The organism is Bernardetia aquimarina, from assembly GCF_042180575.1.
In the GTDB taxonomy this organism is placed as follows: Bacteria; Bacteroidota; Bacteroidia; order Cytophagales; family Bernardetiaceae; genus Bernardetia.
The window spans coordinates 4,210,298-4,230,974 of sequence record NZ_CP170094.1 but is presented as its reverse complement, the minus strand read 5'-3'; the positions used below and the strand labels follow the sequence as shown (position 1 = coordinate 4,230,974).

20 protein-coding genes are annotated in these 20,677 nt (G+C 31.9%); 6 read left to right on the top strand and 14 right to left on the bottom strand.

Annotated elements, in window-relative coordinates; translation table 11 throughout:
• Positions 1-19: 19 nt before the first annotated feature.
• The 9 genes from ACE193_RS18105 to bshB1 all read right to left on the bottom strand — a co-directional run bounded on the left by ACE193_RS18105 (position 20) and on the right by bshB1 (position 9,976).
• Positions 20-919: a DUF5694 domain-containing protein gene (locus tag ACE193_RS18105; RefSeq protein WP_375559629.1), complete on the bottom strand. Its 900-nt coding sequence runs from the start codon at positions 917-919 to the stop codon at positions 20-22.
• 127 nt (positions 920-1,046) lie between these two features.
• Positions 1,047-1,583, bottom strand: coding sequence for a hypothetical protein (locus ACE193_RS18100; RefSeq protein WP_375559628.1), 537 nt, complete (start codon positions 1,581-1,583; stop codon positions 1,047-1,049).
• Positions 1,584-1,737: 154 nt separating this feature from the next.
• Positions 1,738-3,246, bottom strand: a complete 1,509-nt coding sequence (locus ACE193_RS18095; RefSeq protein ID WP_375559627.1) for a serine hydrolase domain-containing protein — start codon at positions 3,244-3,246, stop codon at positions 1,738-1,740.
• A 161-nt stretch (positions 3,247-3,407) separates the two neighbouring features.
• Positions 3,408-4,586 (bottom strand): serine hydrolase domain-containing protein, encoded by a 1,179-nt coding sequence (locus ACE193_RS18090; protein ID WP_375559626.1) that lies wholly within the window; start codon positions 4,584-4,586, stop codon positions 3,408-3,410.
• A gap of 7 nt (positions 4,587-4,593) precedes the next feature.
• Positions 4,594-5,175, bottom strand: coding sequence for a hypothetical protein (locus ACE193_RS18085; protein ID WP_375559625.1), 582 nt, complete (start codon positions 5,173-5,175; stop codon positions 4,594-4,596).
• 45 nt (positions 5,176-5,220) lie between these two features.
• Positions 5,221-5,775, bottom strand: a complete 555-nt coding sequence (locus ACE193_RS18080) for a hypothetical protein (protein ID WP_375559624.1) — start codon at positions 5,773-5,775, stop codon at positions 5,221-5,223.
• A gap of 193 nt (positions 5,776-5,968) precedes the next feature.
• The gene (locus tag ACE193_RS18075) at positions 5,969-7,681 is read right to left on the bottom strand and encodes a tetratricopeptide repeat protein (protein WP_375559623.1); all 1,713 of its coding nucleotides are present in this window, start codon (positions 7,679-7,681) and stop codon (positions 5,969-5,971) included.
• Between the two features lie 74 nt (positions 7,682-7,755).
• Positions 7,756-9,096, bottom strand: a complete 1,341-nt coding sequence (locus tag ACE193_RS18070) for an MATE family efflux transporter (RefSeq protein ID WP_375559622.1) — start codon at positions 9,094-9,096, stop codon at positions 7,756-7,758.
• 142 nt (positions 9,097-9,238) lie between these two features.
• Positions 9,239-9,976 (bottom strand): bacillithiol biosynthesis deacetylase BshB1, encoded by a 738-nt coding sequence (gene bshB1, locus ACE193_RS18065; RefSeq protein ID WP_375559621.1) that lies wholly within the window; start codon positions 9,974-9,976, stop codon positions 9,239-9,241.
• A gap of 344 nt (positions 9,977-10,320) precedes the next feature.
• On the opposite strand from bshB1, the gene ACE193_RS18060 reads away from it, so the two are divergent.
• Both ACE193_RS18060 and mscL read left to right on the top strand, forming a co-directional pair.
• Positions 10,321-11,469 carry a hypothetical protein gene (locus tag ACE193_RS18060; RefSeq protein WP_375559620.1) on the top strand — a complete coding sequence of 383 codons (1,149 nt, stop codon included), beginning with the start codon at positions 10,321-10,323 and terminating at the stop codon, positions 11,467-11,469.
• A 440-nt stretch (positions 11,470-11,909) separates the two neighbouring features.
• On the top strand, positions 11,910-12,374 hold the full coding sequence (gene mscL / locus ACE193_RS18055; RefSeq protein WP_375559619.1) for a large-conductance mechanosensitive channel protein MscL: 465 nt from the start codon (positions 11,910-11,912) through the stop codon (positions 12,372-12,374).
• A gap of 10 nt (positions 12,375-12,384) precedes the next feature.
• On the opposite strand, the gene ACE193_RS18050 is transcribed toward mscL, so the two are convergent.
• The 5 genes from ACE193_RS18050 to ACE193_RS18030 form a co-directional block, all read right to left on the bottom strand.
• The gene (locus ACE193_RS18050; RefSeq protein WP_375559618.1) at positions 12,385-12,930 is read right to left on the bottom strand and encodes a GNAT family N-acetyltransferase; all 546 of its coding nucleotides are present in this window, start codon (positions 12,928-12,930) and stop codon (positions 12,385-12,387) included.
• A gap of 125 nt (positions 12,931-13,055) precedes the next feature.
• Entirely contained in the window at positions 13,056-14,816 is a 1,761-nt protein-coding gene (locus ACE193_RS18045) for a sodium:solute symporter family protein (RefSeq protein WP_375559617.1), read from the bottom strand.
• 123 nt (positions 14,817-14,939) lie between these two features.
• Positions 14,940-15,887 (bottom strand): glycosyltransferase family 2 protein, encoded by a 948-nt coding sequence (locus ACE193_RS18040; protein ID WP_375563369.1) that lies wholly within the window; start codon positions 15,885-15,887, stop codon positions 14,940-14,942.
• Between the two features lie 58 nt (positions 15,888-15,945).
• A complete protein-coding gene (locus tag ACE193_RS18035) occupies positions 15,946-16,401 on the bottom strand; it encodes a hypothetical protein (protein WP_375559616.1) in 456 nt (151 codons plus the stop codon).
• 13 nt (positions 16,402-16,414) lie between these two features.
• A complete protein-coding gene (locus ACE193_RS18030; RefSeq protein ID WP_375559615.1) occupies positions 16,415-16,870 on the bottom strand; it encodes a hypothetical protein in 456 nt (151 codons plus the stop codon).
• 210 nt (positions 16,871-17,080) lie between these two features.
• Here ACE193_RS18030 and murC point away from each other — a divergent pair, with 210 nt between their 5' ends.
• From murC to ACE193_RS18010, 4 genes are all read left to right on the top strand, one after another.
• Positions 17,081-18,556, top strand: a complete 1,476-nt coding sequence (gene murC, locus ACE193_RS18025) for a UDP-N-acetylmuramate--L-alanine ligase (RefSeq protein WP_375559614.1) — start codon at positions 17,081-17,083, stop codon at positions 18,554-18,556.
• 165 nt (positions 18,557-18,721) lie between these two features.
• The gene (locus tag ACE193_RS18020; RefSeq protein WP_375559613.1) at positions 18,722-19,285 is read left to right on the top strand and encodes a YtxH domain-containing protein; all 564 of its coding nucleotides are present in this window, start codon (positions 18,722-18,724) and stop codon (positions 19,283-19,285) included.
• Between the two features lie 239 nt (positions 19,286-19,524).
• Complete coding sequence (locus ACE193_RS18015; protein WP_375559612.1) at positions 19,525-20,028, top strand: hypothetical protein; 504 nt, start codon at positions 19,525-19,527, stop codon at positions 20,026-20,028.
• Between the two features lie 64 nt (positions 20,029-20,092).
• A complete protein-coding gene (locus ACE193_RS18010) occupies positions 20,093-20,668 on the top strand; it encodes a Crp/Fnr family transcriptional regulator (RefSeq protein ID WP_375559611.1) in 576 nt (191 codons plus the stop codon).
• Positions 20,669-20,677: the final 9 nt, after the last annotated feature.

The following is a 20,677-nucleotide window of genomic DNA, read 5'->3' as shown; positions in this document are numbered from 1 at the left end:
AAAATATCTTCATGTCTTTCTACTTCAAAAATTGGTTTACATCTACTACTTCAAACTCAGTATTATCTTCTAGCATTTGTTGCAAGTAACGAATATGTCCACTTCCAAAAATGATAAGTACTTGTTCATTTTCTTCCGTATTTTCCAAAATATTTCTATAAATAAACAAATTACGTTTATACCATTCTGTGACAAGTTCGACTCCGATATTATTAAAATCAAAAGAACGCATCAAATAAGGCACACCCTCAATTTCTTGTTCTTGTTCTTGATAACCAAACATAATAGTAGCTGTATCTTTTACTTGAACAGCAATATTGTTATAATAGGTATGATTTTCTAAAATCTGTTCCCACTGATTGAGATATATCAAATTCTGCCTTACAGTATTTAATAAAAATGCCTCTTGTTGTTTTTTATTTTGAGCAGCTTTTTCAGCATAATCTTTTTGATAATATTCTAAAGATAATGTATCAGCAATAAAATCAGCATAGGGAGCTAACCAATTTCCATTATGATCAATAGCCTTAATAGGTATTCCTCCCAGTTTTTTACCAAGTCTAAAACCAAGTTGATATATTTCATTTTTTCCATTTTTTATATCATCCAAAGTAATTTTGTCTTGTAAATAAAGCTCATACAAACTGTCTAAAGTAGCTTGTTGGGAAGGAAGAGCTTCAACCATAATTTTAGTAGGTTTGTAGTTTTCTAAACTATCGGCTACTTCTTGTATTTGATTTTGTCTTTTTACTGAGAGATAATCATCCACTTTCATATTATATGTATCTCTATTTGGATTATCAAAGTGATACATTCCTAACAAAAGGGCTGATTTTTTTTGAGTGTTATTTGCTTCTTGTCCGTATGTATGAACTTGTAAAAACAAATAAAAAGTGATTAAGAAAAAATATTTGAGCATAATTTTATAAGTTATTTTTTATCCCAGAAACGTGTGAAAGCACAGCCTTCCATTCTGTTCCTCTTTTTACTAAAATATTGCTAGATTGATAGGTAGATTTATAATTCTGTCCCCCCATTATCATTTTTTATTCCACTCGGTTGAGTTTCATTTCAAAAAAATTAAACCAGTTTTTCCCATCAAAAGAATATTCACCTTTTTCTACCCATAGCCCATCTTCGGAAAAATCTTCGGAAAATCTGATAGTTCCTCCTCTCTCATCTTTAAAAGACCACTGTAATTTGCCTTCCCCTAAAAATAGGATGGGTGTTTCCATTTTTCCATTGGCTTTAGAGAAGGAAAGCATTTCTATCAATTTTGATTCAGCATTAAGAGAAATTACACCAAATGCTTCATGAATAATTTTTGTAGTATCTTTTTTATCATGTCCTAACCCATCTATAATTAAGATGGTACTATCAAGACTAGGGCGTATGGTTTCTTTTTGTATAAACTCTTGTTTTGTTTTACTTTTCATAATCCAACCCTCTCCTTCCCAAGTTCCTATCATAAAAGTTAAGTCTTTGACAGAAATGTGAGAGGTAGAGTCTGTTTTTTTGGTGTCATTTTGGGCAAATGAAAGGCTCAAAATAAAAAATGCAATAAGTGTGAATGTCGTTTTCATATTTTTTGTTTTTTGTAAAAATTATTTGTTTGTTTTTGAAAAGTAGCACGAATAGATAATTTGATTAGGATTGATTTTTTGAGTGTTATCTAACAAAACAGTATCATGTGTGGAATAAGTCTTTGCCCATTCTACTTCTTCGATGTGTCAATGATTAATTGAGGGTTTCTCTTTTAGCTGATATGGTTGTGGGTTCGCCATAGTCTGCCTCATCTTGGATAGAGAAAATAGCCTTATTTTCATCAAAACGTATGTTGATATTATATTTATGTGCATTCGAAAACTCATTGTAATCTATAAAAATAGACTTTTCATCTGTCCATAATGCACGTGCTGCCATAAAGGTCTGAAAACGAGTAGCTTTTGATACTTTATATGTTCCATCTATGGCTAGAGGAATTTCTCTTGTTTCAATTTTCCCATTATCTGTCTTTAAAGCGATAGTAAATTGATTTAGTGCATTTTCTTTACTGTTCAATATAAAATGAGTAAGTCCAGCTTCGTTTTTTTGAAAAATATATTTCTTTCCATACACCTCGTTAGCTAGTGCAGGAATAGGTTTGGGAGTAAGTAAATTATATGGTTTTTGAATACTTTTGAGTTCTTCTTTTAAAGACGTATACCCTTTTGGATTGTTTGGTATTTTGGTATCTGATTTTAAAGCCTTGGCTATGTACCCTCCTACTTTATCATTAGAAAACCCTGTTCCAAACATAACTACTACCAATTTTTTCTTTGGTAGGATAATAAGGCGTTGTCCTCCTCTTCCCTGTCCTTCTATAAGTCCTCCCAAATCTTCTCTCAACCACCACAAAAAACCATACAATTCTTCTTGACTTAATTTTATTTGAGGAGATGTAGATTTTTGTATCCAATCTTTAGAAATAACTTGCTTTCCATTATATTTTCCTTCATTTAAAATTAATACTCCTATTTTATTGAGCGATTCTGCTGTCAGAAATATATCTCCAGAAGCATTTGTATCTCCATTTTGGTCTGTTGCAAATCTATAATCAGTTATGTTTAAAGGTTTGAATAACTTTTTAATAGTATATTCTTCCAGTGTCATTCCTGTTGCTTTTGATATAATCATTGAAAGTATTTGTACGCCAACAGAACAATAAACGAACTTCTCATTCTGTGAGCTACTCAAATTTGCGAGTGCTTCTTTAAGTGGTTCATCTTTGGTTTTCATTTTTTCTCTTAGCGTTTCTCCCTGTCTGAAATCTGAGCAAATGCTTGAAGACATGGTTAAAAGCTGTTCTATAGTAATCTGTTTTGCAGATATATTTTCAAATAAATGAGCATCTTTTGGAAAAAAATCTACTATATTTTGCTTTTCACTTTGGATATGTCCTTCATCTATTGCAACACCTATCATGAGAGAGGTAATACTTTTGCTTACCGAAGCAACATCATGTAGATAACTAGGTTTTTGAGGATAAAAATTAGCATTCAAGACAGTTTGTCCATCTTTAGTAATCAAAATACTATTTACATTTAACTTTTCCTTTTTTATTGTCTGTATCATTTGGACAAATACATCAGAACTAAAACCAAAGTCTTCTGGAGTATTGGTGTTTCTAGTACCTGATTTTATTGTTTGTACCGTAGTCGTACAAGAAGTTAGAAGTATCAACGTAATAAAAAGTAGCTTTTTCATAAAGTATTTTTTTAGTAAAAAATGAAAGAAAATATATCAAAAAATATTTTGCACCGTGTAATAAAAGTTATTTAATGTTTATTTTTTGTGTTCAACTACTTAGAGTTGAACACAAAAAAATAATGCAAAACTTGTTAAACACTGTCTTAGGGTTTATAAAACTATTCAAAAATGGCTTTTAAGGTTTCATTATAAATAAATAATCGTTCTGCATTTTCATACGAACCACTATTTACCAAAAGAATAAAAGTAACATCTTCTTCTGGGAAATATTGAGCAATACTAAGAAATCCATCTATACCTCCTGTATGCCCTACGGAATTGCCGTAAGGGGTACGGTTGTACTCTAAACCCAAACCATTTTGAAAATGCCCAAAGTCTTCATCTACCCAATCACTAGGTAGGTTTGCCCAGTTGGTCATCTGTTCTAAAGATTCAGTCGAAATTAAATTACCTTTCATCAAACCTTCAAAGAAAACACCTAAGTCATAAGCATTTATAGCAATACCGCCATCTGCTGTATTGAGTTCATCTTTATACAAAAACTCACTTTCTACATACTTTCCATCGCCATAAAAATCTACATAGCCTTTTACTACGTCTTTTGGTAAAGGGTTATCAGTATCATAATAAGCACTTGTCAGATTTAGAGGAGTAAAGATTTCTTGCTCATAAACTTGCTCTAGTTTCAAGCCTGATGCTTTTTCAAGTATCATTCCTAATAAAAGATAATTAGAATTAGCATAATAATACGTTTCGCCTACTGCATTAGTAGCAGGTTTGTTATAAGCATATTTTAGTATGTCTTCTTGTTTCCAATTATTATGAATTGTATTGATTCTATCTAACTCATATTGTGTACTAAAGTAGTCGGCAAGTCCACTTGTATGGTTTAATAAATGTTTGATAGATGCTTTATCTGCATTTTCTAATTTGGAAATAATATCTTCATCTATCCATTTACTGACAGGGTCTTCTATGCTCAAAATCCCCTTATCTACATACGCAAATATGGCTGTTGCTGTAAAAGTTTTGCTAATACTGGCTATCAAAAAACGATTGCAAGGCATTACATCTACTTTTGATGCAATATCAGCTTTTCCACTTGCACCTACCCAAACTCCATCTTTATCTTTTACAAGAAGAGAAGCTCCAATGATTCCATTTTTTCTACCTTCATCTAATATTTGTTGATATTTGGCAGCCTTTATATGTAAAGAACTAGAATCTTGAAAATCAAATTGACAAGAGTATGTTTCTGGAGGCAAGACTTCATTTTTTTCACAACTACTTAAAAATATTAAGAGTGTTAGTGCTATAAAATAAATTATTTTTTTCATTAGAATATTAAAGTTTAATGTGAGTACCTATTTTGATAAAAGAATGAAGAATAAAAGGAATCCCATTGGCAAAAGGTGTTTCGATACCACTTTCTACTCTAAAAAAAGGTTGAATTTTAGGGTTCTTGATATATGAAAAACCTATTCCTACTTGTGCAATGGCTCTAGCCTTTCCTGTCTGTGTGATTTCTTCGAATTCTCCTGTTGAAGAATTTAATTCATAGACTTCACTTGGATAAAAGGTATGCATGTAGCCAAGCCCTCCAATCATATCAAAAGTAAAAGAAGACTTGATTTTGAGACGATGTGTATAATCTCCTCTTAAATAAAAAGCATTTTGAACTCTCTTGTGATGATAAAAACCTAAAAAAGCATTCCACTCTCTGAAAGATTTTGTTTTTTCAGTTTGCTTTAATAGAAGCCCTACCTCTCCTCCTAAATGAAGAGGGAAGGTGCGAATAATAGGAGGCGAAATACTTTCTGTTTGCAGAGCAACTGAAATTCTCTTAGAAGTCTGTGCATGTGAAATTGTATGTAAACAAAGGAAACACACCAACACAAAAAAACTGTGTCTTAGAAATAGGGTCATTTTCATGAAAATTTTTAGTTTTGAAATTAAAGAGTAAACAAAAGATTAAGATTTTTTCTTACGTTTTTTCTTCTTTTTAAGCGCCCTATCTAATGCAGCTACGGCAGCAATCAGTTCGGCATTTGCTTCTTTGACTACTTCTTGCGCTTCGGTTTTGGTAGCTACTTTTTGAGACAAAATTGTCTTTGCTTTAGCTACTTTTTCATTCGCACTTTTGATAGCATCTTCAGCTTGTTCTGCCTTCGTACTGCTAAGATTTTTGGAATGTATTTTTTGCTTTTTCTCTTCTACTTTTTCCATTCTACTTTTAGCTGAATAGAGTTGAGAAATATAATCTCCAAAAATAATATCGTTAGCTTCGCTCATTTTTTGAGCTTTTTGTTCTGCTTCTGATATTTTTTCGGCTTCACTCCACTTGGTTTGTGCTTCCTTCAAATCTCCTTCTAAGAGACTAGCAAAAGTGGGAAATGCTTTCATTAAATCATTGACATTAGCTGTGTTATGTTTCCACTTTTTTTGTTCGTTTTCTGCTGAGGGACTACAAGCACTTATACAGAAAAGAAGAAGTAAGGCGATGGAATAAAACTTTGATGTGTACATAAGAATATAAATTTGATGATTCAAAAATTGTCCAACTAAATAAACTTTAGGCTTGTCGGACATTGATATCACAAAGTACGTTCATAGAGGATTCAAAGGCTAACTTCAAGGCACTACAAAAGCACTACACTACATAAAAAAGTGCGTTTTTGACACTACAAAAAGGATACAGCAAGGTTTTAGAAGATTTTTATTAGGCTATTTCTTGAATAATTTTGGTTAAATCGTCTTCTGTTTCAAGATTCATTTTTTTCTTCAAACGATATTTTGCTACTTGAATACTTCTTGGATTTACGTTGAGAAGACTGGCAATTTCTTTATTACTCAAACCCATTTTGATATATGCACAAAGTTTAGAGTCATTCTGTGTAAGGGAGGAATATTTTTTAGCAATCCAACTAAAAAAATTGGGATGTACCTCATCAAAGTGAAGTTTAAACCTGTCCCAGTCTTCATCCATATTTTGGCTACTTTGTAGGCTTTTTCTTATGCTTTTTACTTCTTTTTTAGCTTCTGTTTGTAACTGTGATTCTAGCTTTTCTAATTTATTTTTTAAGTTTTCTAATAATTCATTTTTCTGATAAATATACATTGTTGTCGAACTTAGTTCTCTTTGTTTGTGGTCTAACTCTACCAAAATTCGTTTTTGCTCTTGTTCTAATAATTTTTGTTCTGCCTTTAGTTTTGCTTGTTCAGTAATGCCTTTTTGTTTTTGTTGTTCTAAAAGCTCAATTTCATTTTTTGCTAATTTTTCTTTTAGTTTGTTTCTTTTATTATAAGAAATACCTAATGCAATAAGTAATAAAATAGCTGCAATAAGCCCCGTAATTGCCCAGTAGGCTCTAAAAGTAAGTTGTTTTTGATAGTTATTTTCTTCTGTTAGATTTTGTATGTCTTGTTCTTTGAGTTTGGTCTGAAAACGCACCTGCATTTCTTGTATCGTTTTTTCTTTTTCTTGATTGAATAAAGAATCTCTTGTTTGTGCATATTTTTTATGATAAAAAATAGCTTTTTTCTCATTTCCACTTTCTTCATGAGCTTGAGCTAAGACTTGATATGCCATTTCTAACTCTAATAAAGAAGGGTGTTTTTCTAAAGAATCAAGTATTTTGGAAGCATTAGTGATAGCTTTTTCATATTCTTTCTGTTCTACATAAACTTGTGTTTGATTAAGTCCTATAATTGTTACATTAATGACATTATCTGTTTCTTGACAGTTCTTTTTTGCCTTCTCAAACCATTCTAGACTTTCATCATATTTACCTTGTAAACGATATATATCTCCTATATTTTGAAAAGCATAACAGAGTGTCTTGGGCGTAAATTGATTATTTTGCTTTAGCATTTCTAAATATTTATCTTGAAACTCTAATGCTTTAGAGTAATCTTTTAGATATTTATAGAGGCGTGAAATATTACCATAAGAAGTTGTTATATTAGATATATTATTCTGTTTAATATCTATTTTTAACGCTTTTTCTGCTACGCTTAAAGCTTTTGAATATTCTTGTTCTCTCGCATAAATACCTGCAATATTACTATAAATATGAGCAAGATTATCATACTCTTGGAGTTGATAAGCAAGTTGTTCTGCATTTAGAAGGTATTGTAATGCTTCTTGATAATCACCTTGTATAGCATACATAATCCCTAAACTATTATTACATAGCATAATACGTCGTGTATTTTCTATTTTTTTTGCTAACTGAAGAGCATTTTTTCCATAAACCATAGCCTGTGCGACATCAGTATATTGCAATTTTTCGCTAAGCTGATTCCAAACATCTATTTTAGTAGTGTCTTGAATATAATCATTTTCTAAAATCAATTTTAAACTATCAACTTGAGCAAATAGTGAAAAAATAGATAAGTAAAGAAAAATAAAAAATAATAATATAAATTTCATTTTTTTGTCAGTTAAAATTAGATAGAGGGTAATTTCTGTAAATTAAAACAGCTTCAATACTAAAAATTATTATCTCAAAATTTCTTTCTCTCAAAACGCCAAGTAAGCAAAATTGAAGATGTTATCAAACCCAAACACAAGCCCCACCAAATACCAGTAACTCCCATTTCTAAAGGGAAAGCTAAAATATATCCACCACCAATTCCGATTATCCAATATGCAAAAAGACTAATCGCTGTCGGAACTTTAATATCTTCTAAACCTCTAAGGTTTCCTGCAGAAACCACTTGTATCCCATCTGTCATCTGAAAAACAGCTACAATAATAAGGAGTTGCATGGTTATTTGGATAATTTGTGCTGCATTTGGTTCGGCTTCATTGATGTACCAAAGTGGTATTTGTCCTTTGAATAAAAATATCAATCCTGCCATTGCAGCCATAAACACCACAATCAAATAAACGGCACTTCTACCTGTGATTTTGATTTCTGAAAGATTATTTTTTCCTACTAAATTAGCTATCGCAACAGTAGTTCCTTGTGAAAGACCAACAGCCACCATAAAAGTAGTAAAGGCAATATTTAGGGCAATTTGATGTGCAGCTAAAGCTTCTTTGCTAATCCAACCTGTCATAATTGCAGCGACACCAAACGCACCACTTTCAAAAACCATTTGCATACCAATAGGAACTCCAATATTGAGTAATTTCTTAAAAATTTCTTTCGAAAAGACTGAAAAAGAAAATGTAAAATCAATAAACTGTCTAAAAAATGGCAACCCAAAAAAGATAACTAACATTACAACTAACATCAAAATACGAGATACAAGAGTAGCTATTCCTGCACCAACAAGTCCTAATTCGGGAAAACCAAACTTGCCAAAAATGAGTAAATAATTAAGAATAATATTGACTACACAAGATAAAATATTAACACTCATCGGTACTTTTGTCTTTGTTAGAGCCTCTGAAAACTGCTGTAACGCCAAAAATAAAAACCAAGGAATAATAGAAAGAGCCACCAAACGATAATATGGAATTGCCAAAACAACAACTGCAGGAGGTTGATCAAGATAATCCAAAAATGGAATTGCCATCTCAAAACCGAGCCACATGAGCGTACTTATAAGGGCATAAAGTACCATTCCATTTTGTAAATATTTGGCACAAAGGGGGAAGTTTTGAGCTGCATAAGCATTTGCCACAGGAGGTTTCAAACCATAAGTGAGACCAATTCCGAAAGTAGCAAAAGTAAAAATGGCACTATTTGCAAAAGCTGCCGAAGCAAGCGCAACCGTATCATAATTCCCCACCATTATTGTATCTGAAAGCGCAATCAAGACTGTCGTAATTTGCCCTAGAATGATTGGTGAAGATAAGCGAATATGTTTTTTGAAGTAGAAAAGGTAGTTTTTCATCATTGAAAAATTTTATTGTTGATGTCGCTACGCTAAAACACCAAAAATGAAGAGGACAAAATTAATAAAAACAAAGACCCTAAAGATTTTTTGGAAACCCTTAGGGTCTAACTTAATAAGACAAAGATATTTTATAAAAGGTTCAAATCAAATCTGTAATATCTTTTACTCCAAGTTGTGCTGTTTTGATAAATCCTTCTCCATAATTTACTTGAATGGCTTGTCCAAATTCTTTTGCTCGTGCTTCTAAAAACTGAACAAAACGAGGCGAAGAAATAAAGGTTTCTTCTTCATCAGACTGATAATTTGGATTATGAAATTGAGATTCAAAAGCCATAACAGATTTCATTTTTTGTTCCCAAAACGGAGTTACATCCACCACAAAATCAGGAACAAGCATATTACTTTGAATATAATGATAGACATGTTTTGGTCGCCAATGTTCTTGCTTTTTGCCTTCCCATTCAGTTTCTATTTTGATAAGTCCACTCAAAAAGCATGATGTTTTTGAGAGTTCTGCGCCTTTTCCGTGGTCAGGGTGTCGGTCTGAAGGTGCATTTATCAAAACCATTTCTGGTCTGAATCGTCGGATAGCTTGAATTACTTTCATTCTATGTTCGTTGTCATCATAAAAAAAGCCATCTCTAAAAGCTAAATTTTCTCGTATATCAAGTCCTAATATTTTTCCAGAGTTTTGAGCCTCTACATCACGAATTTCTGCGCTTCCTCTTGAACCTAATTCGCCTCGTGTAAAATCTACAATTCCTATTTTTTTTCCTTTTGCTGCTGCTGCTAAAAGTGTTCCCGAACAGCTAAGTTCTACATCGTCTGGATGGGCAGCAAGGGCAAGAATGTCTAATTTTATATCTTGATTACTCATAAATCAGTTTTGTTTTAGTTTTTGTGTTTATTGGCTATTTCTAACGATTTACAAAGATAGAAATTTGAAAGTATTTGTAGGTACAATTATCTAGCAAAATCCTAAAGGTTTAATTTTACTAGACTTATTTGTCAGATTTTAACAAAAAATTTTACCCTTGATGCAACGTATTGCCAAACTTTTGCATCTAATAAGTAACAGAAGCATCATTTTTGAGTTAATTAAGCAGAAAGGTTACCTAAAAATCAGAAATTAGTCCTTAATGGCAGCTTTTTCAAATAAATTAAGCCAACAATTAGTATATTACTAAATATCAAATACATTCAAACTATACCTATAATATTATGAAAAATACAAGCAAAAATAAAACAAAGTCGCACCAAATCATTGGTTCGATTATCGGTTCACCTCCCTTACCTATATCTTCTATCATAGGCATTTTGGTAGCATTTGTTCTCTTTTCTTCAAATGCTGTAGCTCAAGATTATGATTATGATGATGTTTATGGTTCGAAAAAAGACCGTGTAGCCTTATCTAATAAAAAAGAAAAAGAAGCAGCTCTAGCTCAACAACGTGCTGATGAAGCTCGTGCAAGAGCAGAAGCAGAATATGCACAACAAGCCGAAATAAGAGCAAAATTAGATGCTCAAGAAGCACAAACTTCTACTTTTACACCCACATACACACCTTACCAGCAACAAAATTGTAATGATTGTGGACAGTTTAATCAATTCAACAATCCGTGTGGAGCAAATCCTTGTGGTAATGTAATTGTTACAAATCCTTGTGGCTATTCTAATCCTTGTGGTGGTGGTTATAATAACAACTGGAACAGAGGAGGTTTTAATAATGGCTGGGGAAATAACTGGAATAACGGTTGGAATTCGGGTTGGTCAGTAGGTTGGTCTTCTCGTTATGGCTGGAACTCTGGCTGGTCGTATGGATATGGAAATAACTGGAATCGTTGGAATGACCCTTATTGGAGTAGAGGCTGGGGAAATGGTTATTATGGCTATGGAAACTCTTGGAATAATGGTTGGAGAAACAATAACTGGAACAACAATGTATGGAATGCTTGTGACAGAGAATATAGAGGAGATACACGTAGCCAAAGCGTTACAGCAGCACGCCAACGTAGAGGTGGAGGAGTAATAATTCCTACAAAGATAGACAATAACAACAATCGCACAGGAGGAACTCTTGGAGGAAGTGCTAATGGTCAGAATACAAGAAGTGACCGTAACAACAGAAATAATTACAGCACTCAAGGAGGAAGCAACACCAATACAGGTGGAAACACAAGAACAAACACTCGTACCAATACAAACCAAAATCGCAGAAATAACACAAGCACAAGTGGAAGTTCAAACACTCGTTCGAATAACAGAAGTGGAAGTTCTACTCGTAGTTCTGGTGGAAACTCTAGAAGCAAATCTGGAGGAGGACGCAGTGGAGGTGGAAGCAGCCGTTCACGTAGAGGTGGAGGAGAATAATTTTTCTCTTTAAAAGAATCAAAATAGGTTCTTTGACAATTTTTGCACCTACTCATTTTCGTCTATCATTTGATATTTTGAGAATTGTAGGGAAAAGACACGTCTTTTCCTACCCAGTAGGAAATTTTATACTCCAAATTAAACTATAAACGGCTATTTTAGGAAAAGGCGTGCCTTTTCCCTACAAATAAAAATCACTAGATATAACAAAATGAATAACATTCAAATATCTCATAATTAGAACAAAGTGCAAAAATTGTCAGAGAACCTCAAAATATAAAAAAAAGACTTTTTACAGCAATGTAGAAAGTCTTTTTTTATTTTAAAACAGACATTATCTAAAAGCAAAAAAATATTTTTGAATCTAAAAACTATTCAATCCATTTTTGGTTTTTCTGTACAAGAAACAGAATTTCGTGTTTATTAATTATTAATAAAAAATGGGTTTTATAAAAGAATTTAAAGATTTTTCAGTCAAAGGAAATGTCATTGATTTGGCTGTCGGTGTAATTATTGGAGGTGCTTTTGGTAAAATTGTTACTTCTCTTGTAAATGATATTATTATGCCTCCTATTGGAGTTTTGACAGGAGGAATTGATTTTGCTAATCTAAAATTTGTACTCAAAGATGCTGTTTTAGATAAAGCAGGAAAAGTAATTGAAGAAGCTGTAAGTATCAATTATGGTAATTTTATCAATATCATAATCCAATTTTTGATAATTGCTCTTTGTATTTTCACAGTCGTAAAAGCCTTTAATTCACTCAAAAAGAAATCTGAAGACACAGAAAACACAGAGACACCAACACCTCAAGATATTTTACTTTTGACAGAAATTAGAGATTTATTGAAAAAAGAAACACCAAATAAAATAGAAGAAGAACAAAATTCTGCAAATGAAGATTGAAAGTTATTTTTTATCTAAAAAGCTCATAATAAACATATTCTTTATGGATATAATCTCCTTCACTTTTCTGAAAACCTGCTCGTTGAAGCAATTCTATGGTTGCAATATTTTCTTTTGTAGTATAAGAAAGAATATTATTTTTGTCTAATTGAGTAAAAATAGCTTCTTTAAATGTTTCGATAGCTTCCAACGTATAATATTGTTCTCGGTGTTTTTCGGTTGTGGCAAAACCTATTGTACAGCGTTTGTGATTGTCATTTAGCTTTTCTTTACTCAAATCATAAAGATTAAAAACACCAATATACTCGCCTGTTTTCTTGCTTTTATAAAACCAATCTGCTGCACCTCTTTTGAAAGAATATTGAGCAAAATTAAGTTGATAATCTATATACTCTTCTAATTGGTCTATTGTTTTATAATCATTCATAACAAAAATACTTCTATCTTTTTCAAACATAGAGAGTAATTTTCGGTAATTATGCCAGTCTATCTGTTCGTATTCTAACCGTTCTGAATCTTCTAAAACTGGAAGGGTAATAGGAATAGAGCTTATCATTTTTCTGTCTTCTTTTTAGTCATTTTTGCAAAAATATACGAACACGAAAATATACGGTACGTATTTGCACCTATAAAAGGTACACTACACTATTTCGAAGATAACAAATTTTAGATAAAATTGTCTTATTCTTCTGCAATTTTTTTGACAAGCCAATTTATAGCCAAAATACTTCCTACAAAAATCACAAGAGAAATTCCAAAAAGTGTCCATTTAGAAAAAATAGCATATCCAATTCCAAACAAAAAGCTATATCCTAAAGCAATTCCGACAAACCAAGCTGCAATCATATATGGTAACTGATTTTTTGGTTTCGGAAGATTCAATGAAATACGAATTGGTTTCCAGCTTCCTTGAGGGCGAACTCGCTCATAAAATTTTTGTAAGGTTTGCTCGTCAGTAGGTTTTGTCAAAAATGTAATCAACACCCAACTAACTGTCGTAAATCCTAAAATAAAAAATAAGGAATAAGGAGATTCTAAATGTAAAACAGTTCTATTCAAAAGAATTCCAATCATTGGCGCAATCGTAGCAGCAAGTTCACTAAAAACATTTATTCTCCACCAATACCAACGCAAAATCAAAACTGCTCCTAGTCCTGCTCCTGCTTCTATCAAAAATTCAAAGGCATCTTTTAGCGAAGTTACTTGTGTAGTGGCAAAAAGTCCGACAAGCATAATTACAAGTGTAGCAATTCTTGAAGCTGTTACCAATTCTTTCGAACTTGCCTTTGGTTTGTAAAAACGCTGATACAAATCATTGATTACATAACTTGCTCCCCAGTTTAATTGTGTAGAAATCGTACTCATATAAGCAGCAAAAAAAGCAACCAATAAAAGCCCACGCCAGCCAGCAGGCAAAAACTCTTTCATTGCCATTACATAACCTAAACCTTCTTTTCCTTCAGCAGGATTTGGATATAAAATAATAGCCGAAAGTGCCACCAAAATCCAAACCCAAGGACGCAAACCATAATGAGCTAATTGAAAAAACAATGTTGCTTTAAAAGCATGTTCTTCATCTTTGGCAGACATCATGCGCTGCACCACATATCCACCTCCCCCTGGTTCTGCCCCTGGATACCAACTTGCCCACCATTGAATCCCAACATAAGCAAAAAAAGTAGCCAAACTAATAGTAAGCATCTGAACACTATTTTGTAGTAATCCATTACCACTTTCGCCACCAATTTGAGGGAAAAAATTAAGTGTATTTGCTGGTAATTTTTCTACCAAACCTGCCATACCACCAATTTTTGGACTATCCAAAACCAAATAAGTAAGAACAATACACCCTGTCATTGCCAAAACAAACTGCAAAACATCCGTAATAGCAACACCCAAAAGACCCGAAAGACTAGAATAAATAACTACAATAACCATTGCAGCAGCAACATAAAAAATGGTCTGTTCTTCTGGAATATCAAAAAATACATGCAAAAGGGCAGCTAAGGCAAAATTTACCCACGCAATAATAACAGCATTAAAAAAAAGCCCTAAATAAACGGCACGAAAACCACGCAAAAACTCAGCAGCTTTTCCAGAATAGCGCAATTCTATAAATTCTAAATCAGTAATAACTTTTGCTTTTCGCCATAATTTTGCAAAAAGAAAAGTAGTGAGCATTCCTCCAATTAGTCCGTTCCACCAAAGCCAGTTTCCACTAATTCCATTTTTTACAACCAGTTCAGTTACCAAAAGAGGTGTATCGGCTGCAAAAGTAGTAGCCACCATCGAAGTACCAGCCACCCACCAAGGAAGATTACGACCACCGAGAAAAAAATCTTCGGTTGAGCCACTTGCTTTTTTGGTGTAGTAAATTCCGATTCCTAAAGTAAGAAGTAGAAAAGAAACGATGATGAGCCAGTCGGCAAGTTCAAGTATCATATTAGAAAAAGTAGGGAAAAGGCACGCCTTTTCCTAAAGTAAGTAAAGGTTATAAAAATAATCTGAAAGATACGTATTTTAACCAAACCTATAAGGTTTTTGAAAACCTTATAGGTTTAAAGGTTACTTCAATTTCTCAATAAACGATTTCCCTATTAAAATTTTCACTCCCAAAATAATTGTATTTTTATTATAACCTAAATAAGAAACCATTTTTTTCCAAAAATCAAAGGCTTGTTTTCTGTTTTTATCGATATAGGAATGAACAGCACAAAACTGATAGGAGTGACCTTTTAAAATAATCAGTTCAGCATCTGAAAGGGATAATTCATTTTTTAAAAAAGTAGTCGCTTCTAATCTCGCTGAAATTACCTTTTGATTATCTGCCATCGAACGATTGGGGTGGTCATTTACTGTAATTGTCGTTTTATCGATTACATAAATTGGAATATTATGAGCATACAGATTACGAAACAAAAAAATCCAATCTTCACAGATATTAAATTCGGTTGGAAATGGTTTTAAGCCTTCTTTAGTTTCAATTAATTTTCTATCAAAACAAACCAACGTACCAAAATAAGAACCTTCTAAAATCAATTTATAATCATAAAAACCTTCTTTGAGATGCGAAATGTGAGAAGGAAATATTTTTTTCTCTTTATTTCTACCGTTATTTACTTCTGCTTCAAACTCAAACTTTGTAGATAAAAACTGTACTTTTGGATTTTCTTTAATGGCTCTATAAAGCGTCTGTAAATGATGCGATTGCATAAAGTCATCAGAATCAAAGAAAAGAATATAATCTCCTTTTGCCTCCGAAATACCAAAATTTCGTGCTGCCGAACGCTCTTCATTTTCTTTTTGAAAGTATCTTAAATGGCTTTCAAATTTAGTAGAATTTTCATCTAAAAAAGTTTTTTCGATAACTTCTTTTGTATTGTCTGTACTTCCGTCATCTACTACGATTACTTCATACGAAATAGTTTTGTCTTCTAGTTCTGAATCAAAAACTTGATTAAAAATAGAATCTAAAGTAGCTACAATCAAATTTGCACGATTGTAGGTAGGAATTATGACGGAGAAAAAGGGAGTTTTGATAAATTCAAAAATTAGAATTGAAAATAAGAACTTAACACATCACTACCTGTGCAGGTAAAAGAATAGCCAACAAGATAATAACTAAAATGAGAGGAACAAAAATCAAACCTCCTACAAGCAGTAAAATACCAAGTAAAGTTTCTCCTAAAGCCAGCGCAACAATACCTCCTATAAGTCCTCCCAAAATAAGTAAAACCGAAAGTAAAATAGAAACTACAATTCCATCTCCATCAGCTTTTGTAGATTTTATATTTTTTGCCTGTTTTTTCTGTGCTTTTTTGATTTTTCTTTTGATAAGTTTTAAGGCTAACCTTTCTTTAAAATTTAGTTTTTGTTTTTTAGTCTGGGATAAATTGTTTTTGTTAGAAACAACTTTAACTTTTGAAGTTTCTTTTTCAAAAGAAGTTACTGAATTATTCTCACTTACAAATGAAGTAAAAAACAAGATAGAAAAAAGTAAGCAAGACGATATAATTTTTGATTTCATAGTTTTTTTTAATTTAGCACAGAGACACGTCTGTATTAAAAATCAAACCTAACAGAATGAGAGCTAAAATGAGAGGAACAAAAATCAAACCTCCAACAAGTAATAAAACTCCAAGCAGAGTTTCTCCAAAAGCAAGCGCAATAATTCCTCCTATAAGTCCTCCTAGAATAAGGAAAATCGATATTAAGGTAACAATGACAACTCCATCTCCATCTTCTTTAATAGACTTTTTATTTTTTGCCTGTTTTTTCTGTGCTTTTTTGATTTTTCTTTTGATAAATTTTAAGGCTACTCGTTCTTTGAAATTGAGTTTTTTCTGTTTTTTTATTGTCATAGCTTTTGATTTTTTGGAAAGCTTTTGTTTTGTATTAATTGTTTTTTGAGTTGAGTTTTTAGAATCGCTTTCACTTGCAAAAGAACAGAATGAGAAAAAGAAAAATAGAAGAGTGATAAAGTAAGTAGTTTTCATAATTTGGTAGTTTTTGAGTAACATAAAAAATTGTATTTGACTTTTTAGATGTTGCTTTTTCTCAAAACGTTGCATTACTCAATAAAGTAGTCTATCATAGTTTGCCATGATTTGCATTAGTATTTCCAAGATAGATAACCATTCCACTTGCTAATCTAAAAATTCTTATCGTTTTTTGTATAAAAAATAGCCTAATAAATAATAGAAATAATGAACTCTCCAAACATACAATTAGAAAATATAAAATACGTTTATTTCATCGGAGTTGGTGGAATTGGAATGAGTGCGATTGCTCGTTGGTTTGCTCATAATCAAAAAATAGTCGCAGGATACGACAAAACCAAAACGCCTCTCACTCAAAACCTAGAAAATGAAGGCATCAATATTCATTTTGAAGATAATGTCGACAAAATTCCATCAGAAATAAGAGAATTTCCAAACGAAACGCTCATAGTTATTACTCCTGCAGTTCCTTCTTCACATTCTGAACTCTTATTTTTTCAACGAAATGGCTATACAATTCTCAAACGTGCTGCTGTTTTGGGACTTCTTACACATTCTTTAAAAACAGTTGCCGTAGCAGGAACACATGGAAAAACAACCACTTCGACAATGGTAGCACATCTTTTGAAAGAAGGAGGGATAAATTGTACTGCTTTTTTGGGTGGAATTTCGGCTAACTTTAATTCAAATTTGGTAGTCAATGATATAAATAATACAGATGAAGTTTGGGCAGTTGTGGAAGCTGATGAATTTGACCGTTCGTTTTTGCATTTACATCCAACGATTGCCGTAGTTACTTCGACAGATGCAGACCATTTGGATATTTATGGAGAAAAAAAGGAACTTGAAAAATCATTTGGTGATTTTGTCAGTCAGATAAAAGAAGATGGTCTTTTGTTTTCTCAAAATAATATTGCTGATTCGGTCAAGGATTCTATTGCAGAAAATGAAAATATAGAATTGATAAATTATAGTTCGCTTCAAAACACTGATAATACAGTACAAATTTATGCTACAAATATTCGTTTGGATGAGCTTCAAAAAGATTCGTGTCGTTTTGACTTTATAGATACTCTAAAAAATGAAAGAATAGAAAATCTACAACTTTTCATGCCAGGGTTTCATAATGTGGAAAATATGTGTGCAGCGATTGCAGTTGCTAGAAAGCTGAATATTTCAGATAATAAAATTAGAAATGCAGTAGCTAGTTTCAAAGGTGTAAAAAGGCGTTTTGAGTATGTTTTTAGAAGCAAAAAAATTACCTACATTGATGATTATGCACATCATCCAACCGAAATTTCGGCTTTACTTTCTTCTATCAAACACTTATATCCAAATAAGAAAATAACAGCTATTTTTCAACCTCATTTGTTTTCAAGAACAAGAGATTTTCAAGAGGGTTTTGCAGAAAGTTTGAGTTTAGAAAATGAAAAAGACGAACTTATTTTACTTAATATTTATCCAGCAAGAGAATTACCAATAGAAGGAATTACGTCAGATATTATTTTGCAACAAACCAAAGCTAAAAACAAAACATTACTACCTGACAATAAACTACTTAGCTATATTGAAGCTAAAATTAATAACGAAGAAATAGAAATTCTTTTGACACTTGGTGCAGGAGATATTGACCGTTTTGTCAAACCTATTTTTGATTTTTTACATAAAAAAACAACTTTATAAACTTAGAAAAACAGCTTAGAATTTTAAAAAAATCAGACAACTATTTTTGATTTTATCAAACCTTTTTAAAGAATTATCGTTTATTATACAAGCAATGGCTTTTACAAGAAAGCCGTTTTTTTATTGCTTCATTTTTTTAAACTATAATTTTTACAAATAATTCCTATGAAATTCCAAGAAAACATTAAAGACGCTAAAAGCAAAGTTCAAGATAGAGTTAATAATATTGATTTTGATGCACTAAAAAGTGATGCAAAACATTTTGCTCATGATGCACAAGATTTTGCTAGAAATAAAGCAGAATACGCAAAAGAAACTTTATCTGATAGTGTAGAAAAATTTGTTCCTTTAGCTCTTGCAGCCTACGGTGGAATCAAAGCATTCTACAGTAATCAAAAAGAAAAGTATGCAGAAACAACAACTAACGATGATGGCTCAAATGCAGCAGCCACTGGTGTTCTGTTATTTGTAGCAGGTGCAGCCATTGGTGCAACAGTTGGTATTTTACTTGCCCCAGCAAAAGGCTCTGAAACTCGTGAGCGTATTTCTGGAGAAACAAAAAGAGTAGTAGCAAATGCAGAAGCAAAAGGCAAAAGACTTGCTAATGAAGCTCAAGACATTATCAACAAAAATACAGAAGTAGCTAAAGCCAAATTTCAAGAAGGAAAACAAAAAGCTACAGCTTTAGCTAATGATGCAAAAAAGAAAGTAAATTCAAATGTAAACTAATAATAGCTGGATTACTCAAATTTGAGTTATAACTAAAAGCCAAGATTTAAAAAAGTCTTGGCTTTTTTCATGTAACAAAATTATATTTTTTTGTCTTAGTAAAGAATCTGATAATTTAGTATATTGATAGAGTGTTGATAATATCACTTTTTTTACCTTTTAAAGCCTTCTTAAAATTATGGTTTGATTTTGGTGGATTATAACATAAAACTATCCTATTCACACAATTATTTAACTTTATGAAAGATAAAAACTTACTCTTTTTACTTCCTCTTTTGTGTATTATTTTATCTTCATTCAATTTTTATTATTCAGAGTTCAGTAACAGAAAGAATGAAGCATTTTTAAATTCCATTCCTAGAAAAGATAGAGATTGTATTGTAGAAAACTATCAAAAAATAGAGCTTTGTCTGATAGAAACATTTAGTAAAGAATGGTATGATGATTTGTGTGAGCAAGATAAAGCCAGCAACCATCGTTTTTATTTTCATATTATTACCAACTCTCAAGGAAAAATATTGAGCATAGAAAAAGATAAACTTTTCAAAGGAATGACTCAATACGAGTTTGAGCAGTTTGCTCTTAGCTTCAAAAGGAATTATGATATTTGTATTTTTCCCCCTCGTGGAAGCACTTTATCAGAATTTAAAGCAAAACATGGTAATCGTCTCCCGTTTAGTTTTCTTTATTTTCCTAGTAAAACACGTACTTTTTTAGAAACGTGGAGATTAAATAATGGGTAGCAAAAAAATGATGAATGGTAAATTATAAGTGTTAATGAAAAACTGTATCACTTTTTTTGAAACTATGAAAGAAAATTTTAATCCTCTTTTCAATTTATTAGATTCTTTCTATCTTCTTCACCAAGATACAAAACTAGCTTTATCAGATGCTATCCAAACAAAAGAATATAAAAATGGAGAAATTATTTTGTCACAAGGCGATACAAATAAACATCTTTATTTTTTAGAAAAAGGATTAGTCAGAGCTTTTTATTATAAAGATGAAAAAGAACTCACATCTTGGATTTTTCCAGAAAATACATTGTTTATTTCTGTGTATAGTTTTCTTACCCAAACTCCTAGTTTCGAAACCATTGAAGCGATAGAAGATTGTCATTTGTTTTCTATTTCACACTCCAAACTTCAAAAATTATACAATCAACATCTTGATTTGAATGTCGTAGGCAGAAAACTAACCGAAATGTATTATATCCAAATGGCAGAACGAGCAACCAACCTCAGAATGGTTGATTCAAAAACTCGTTATGAAAACTTTATACAAAACTACCCAAACCTTATCAACCGAATCCCTCTCGGTTATGTGGCTTCTTATTTAGGAATGAGCCAAGAAACACTAAGTAGAATTAGAAAGCAGTCGTAGCAGCAACTG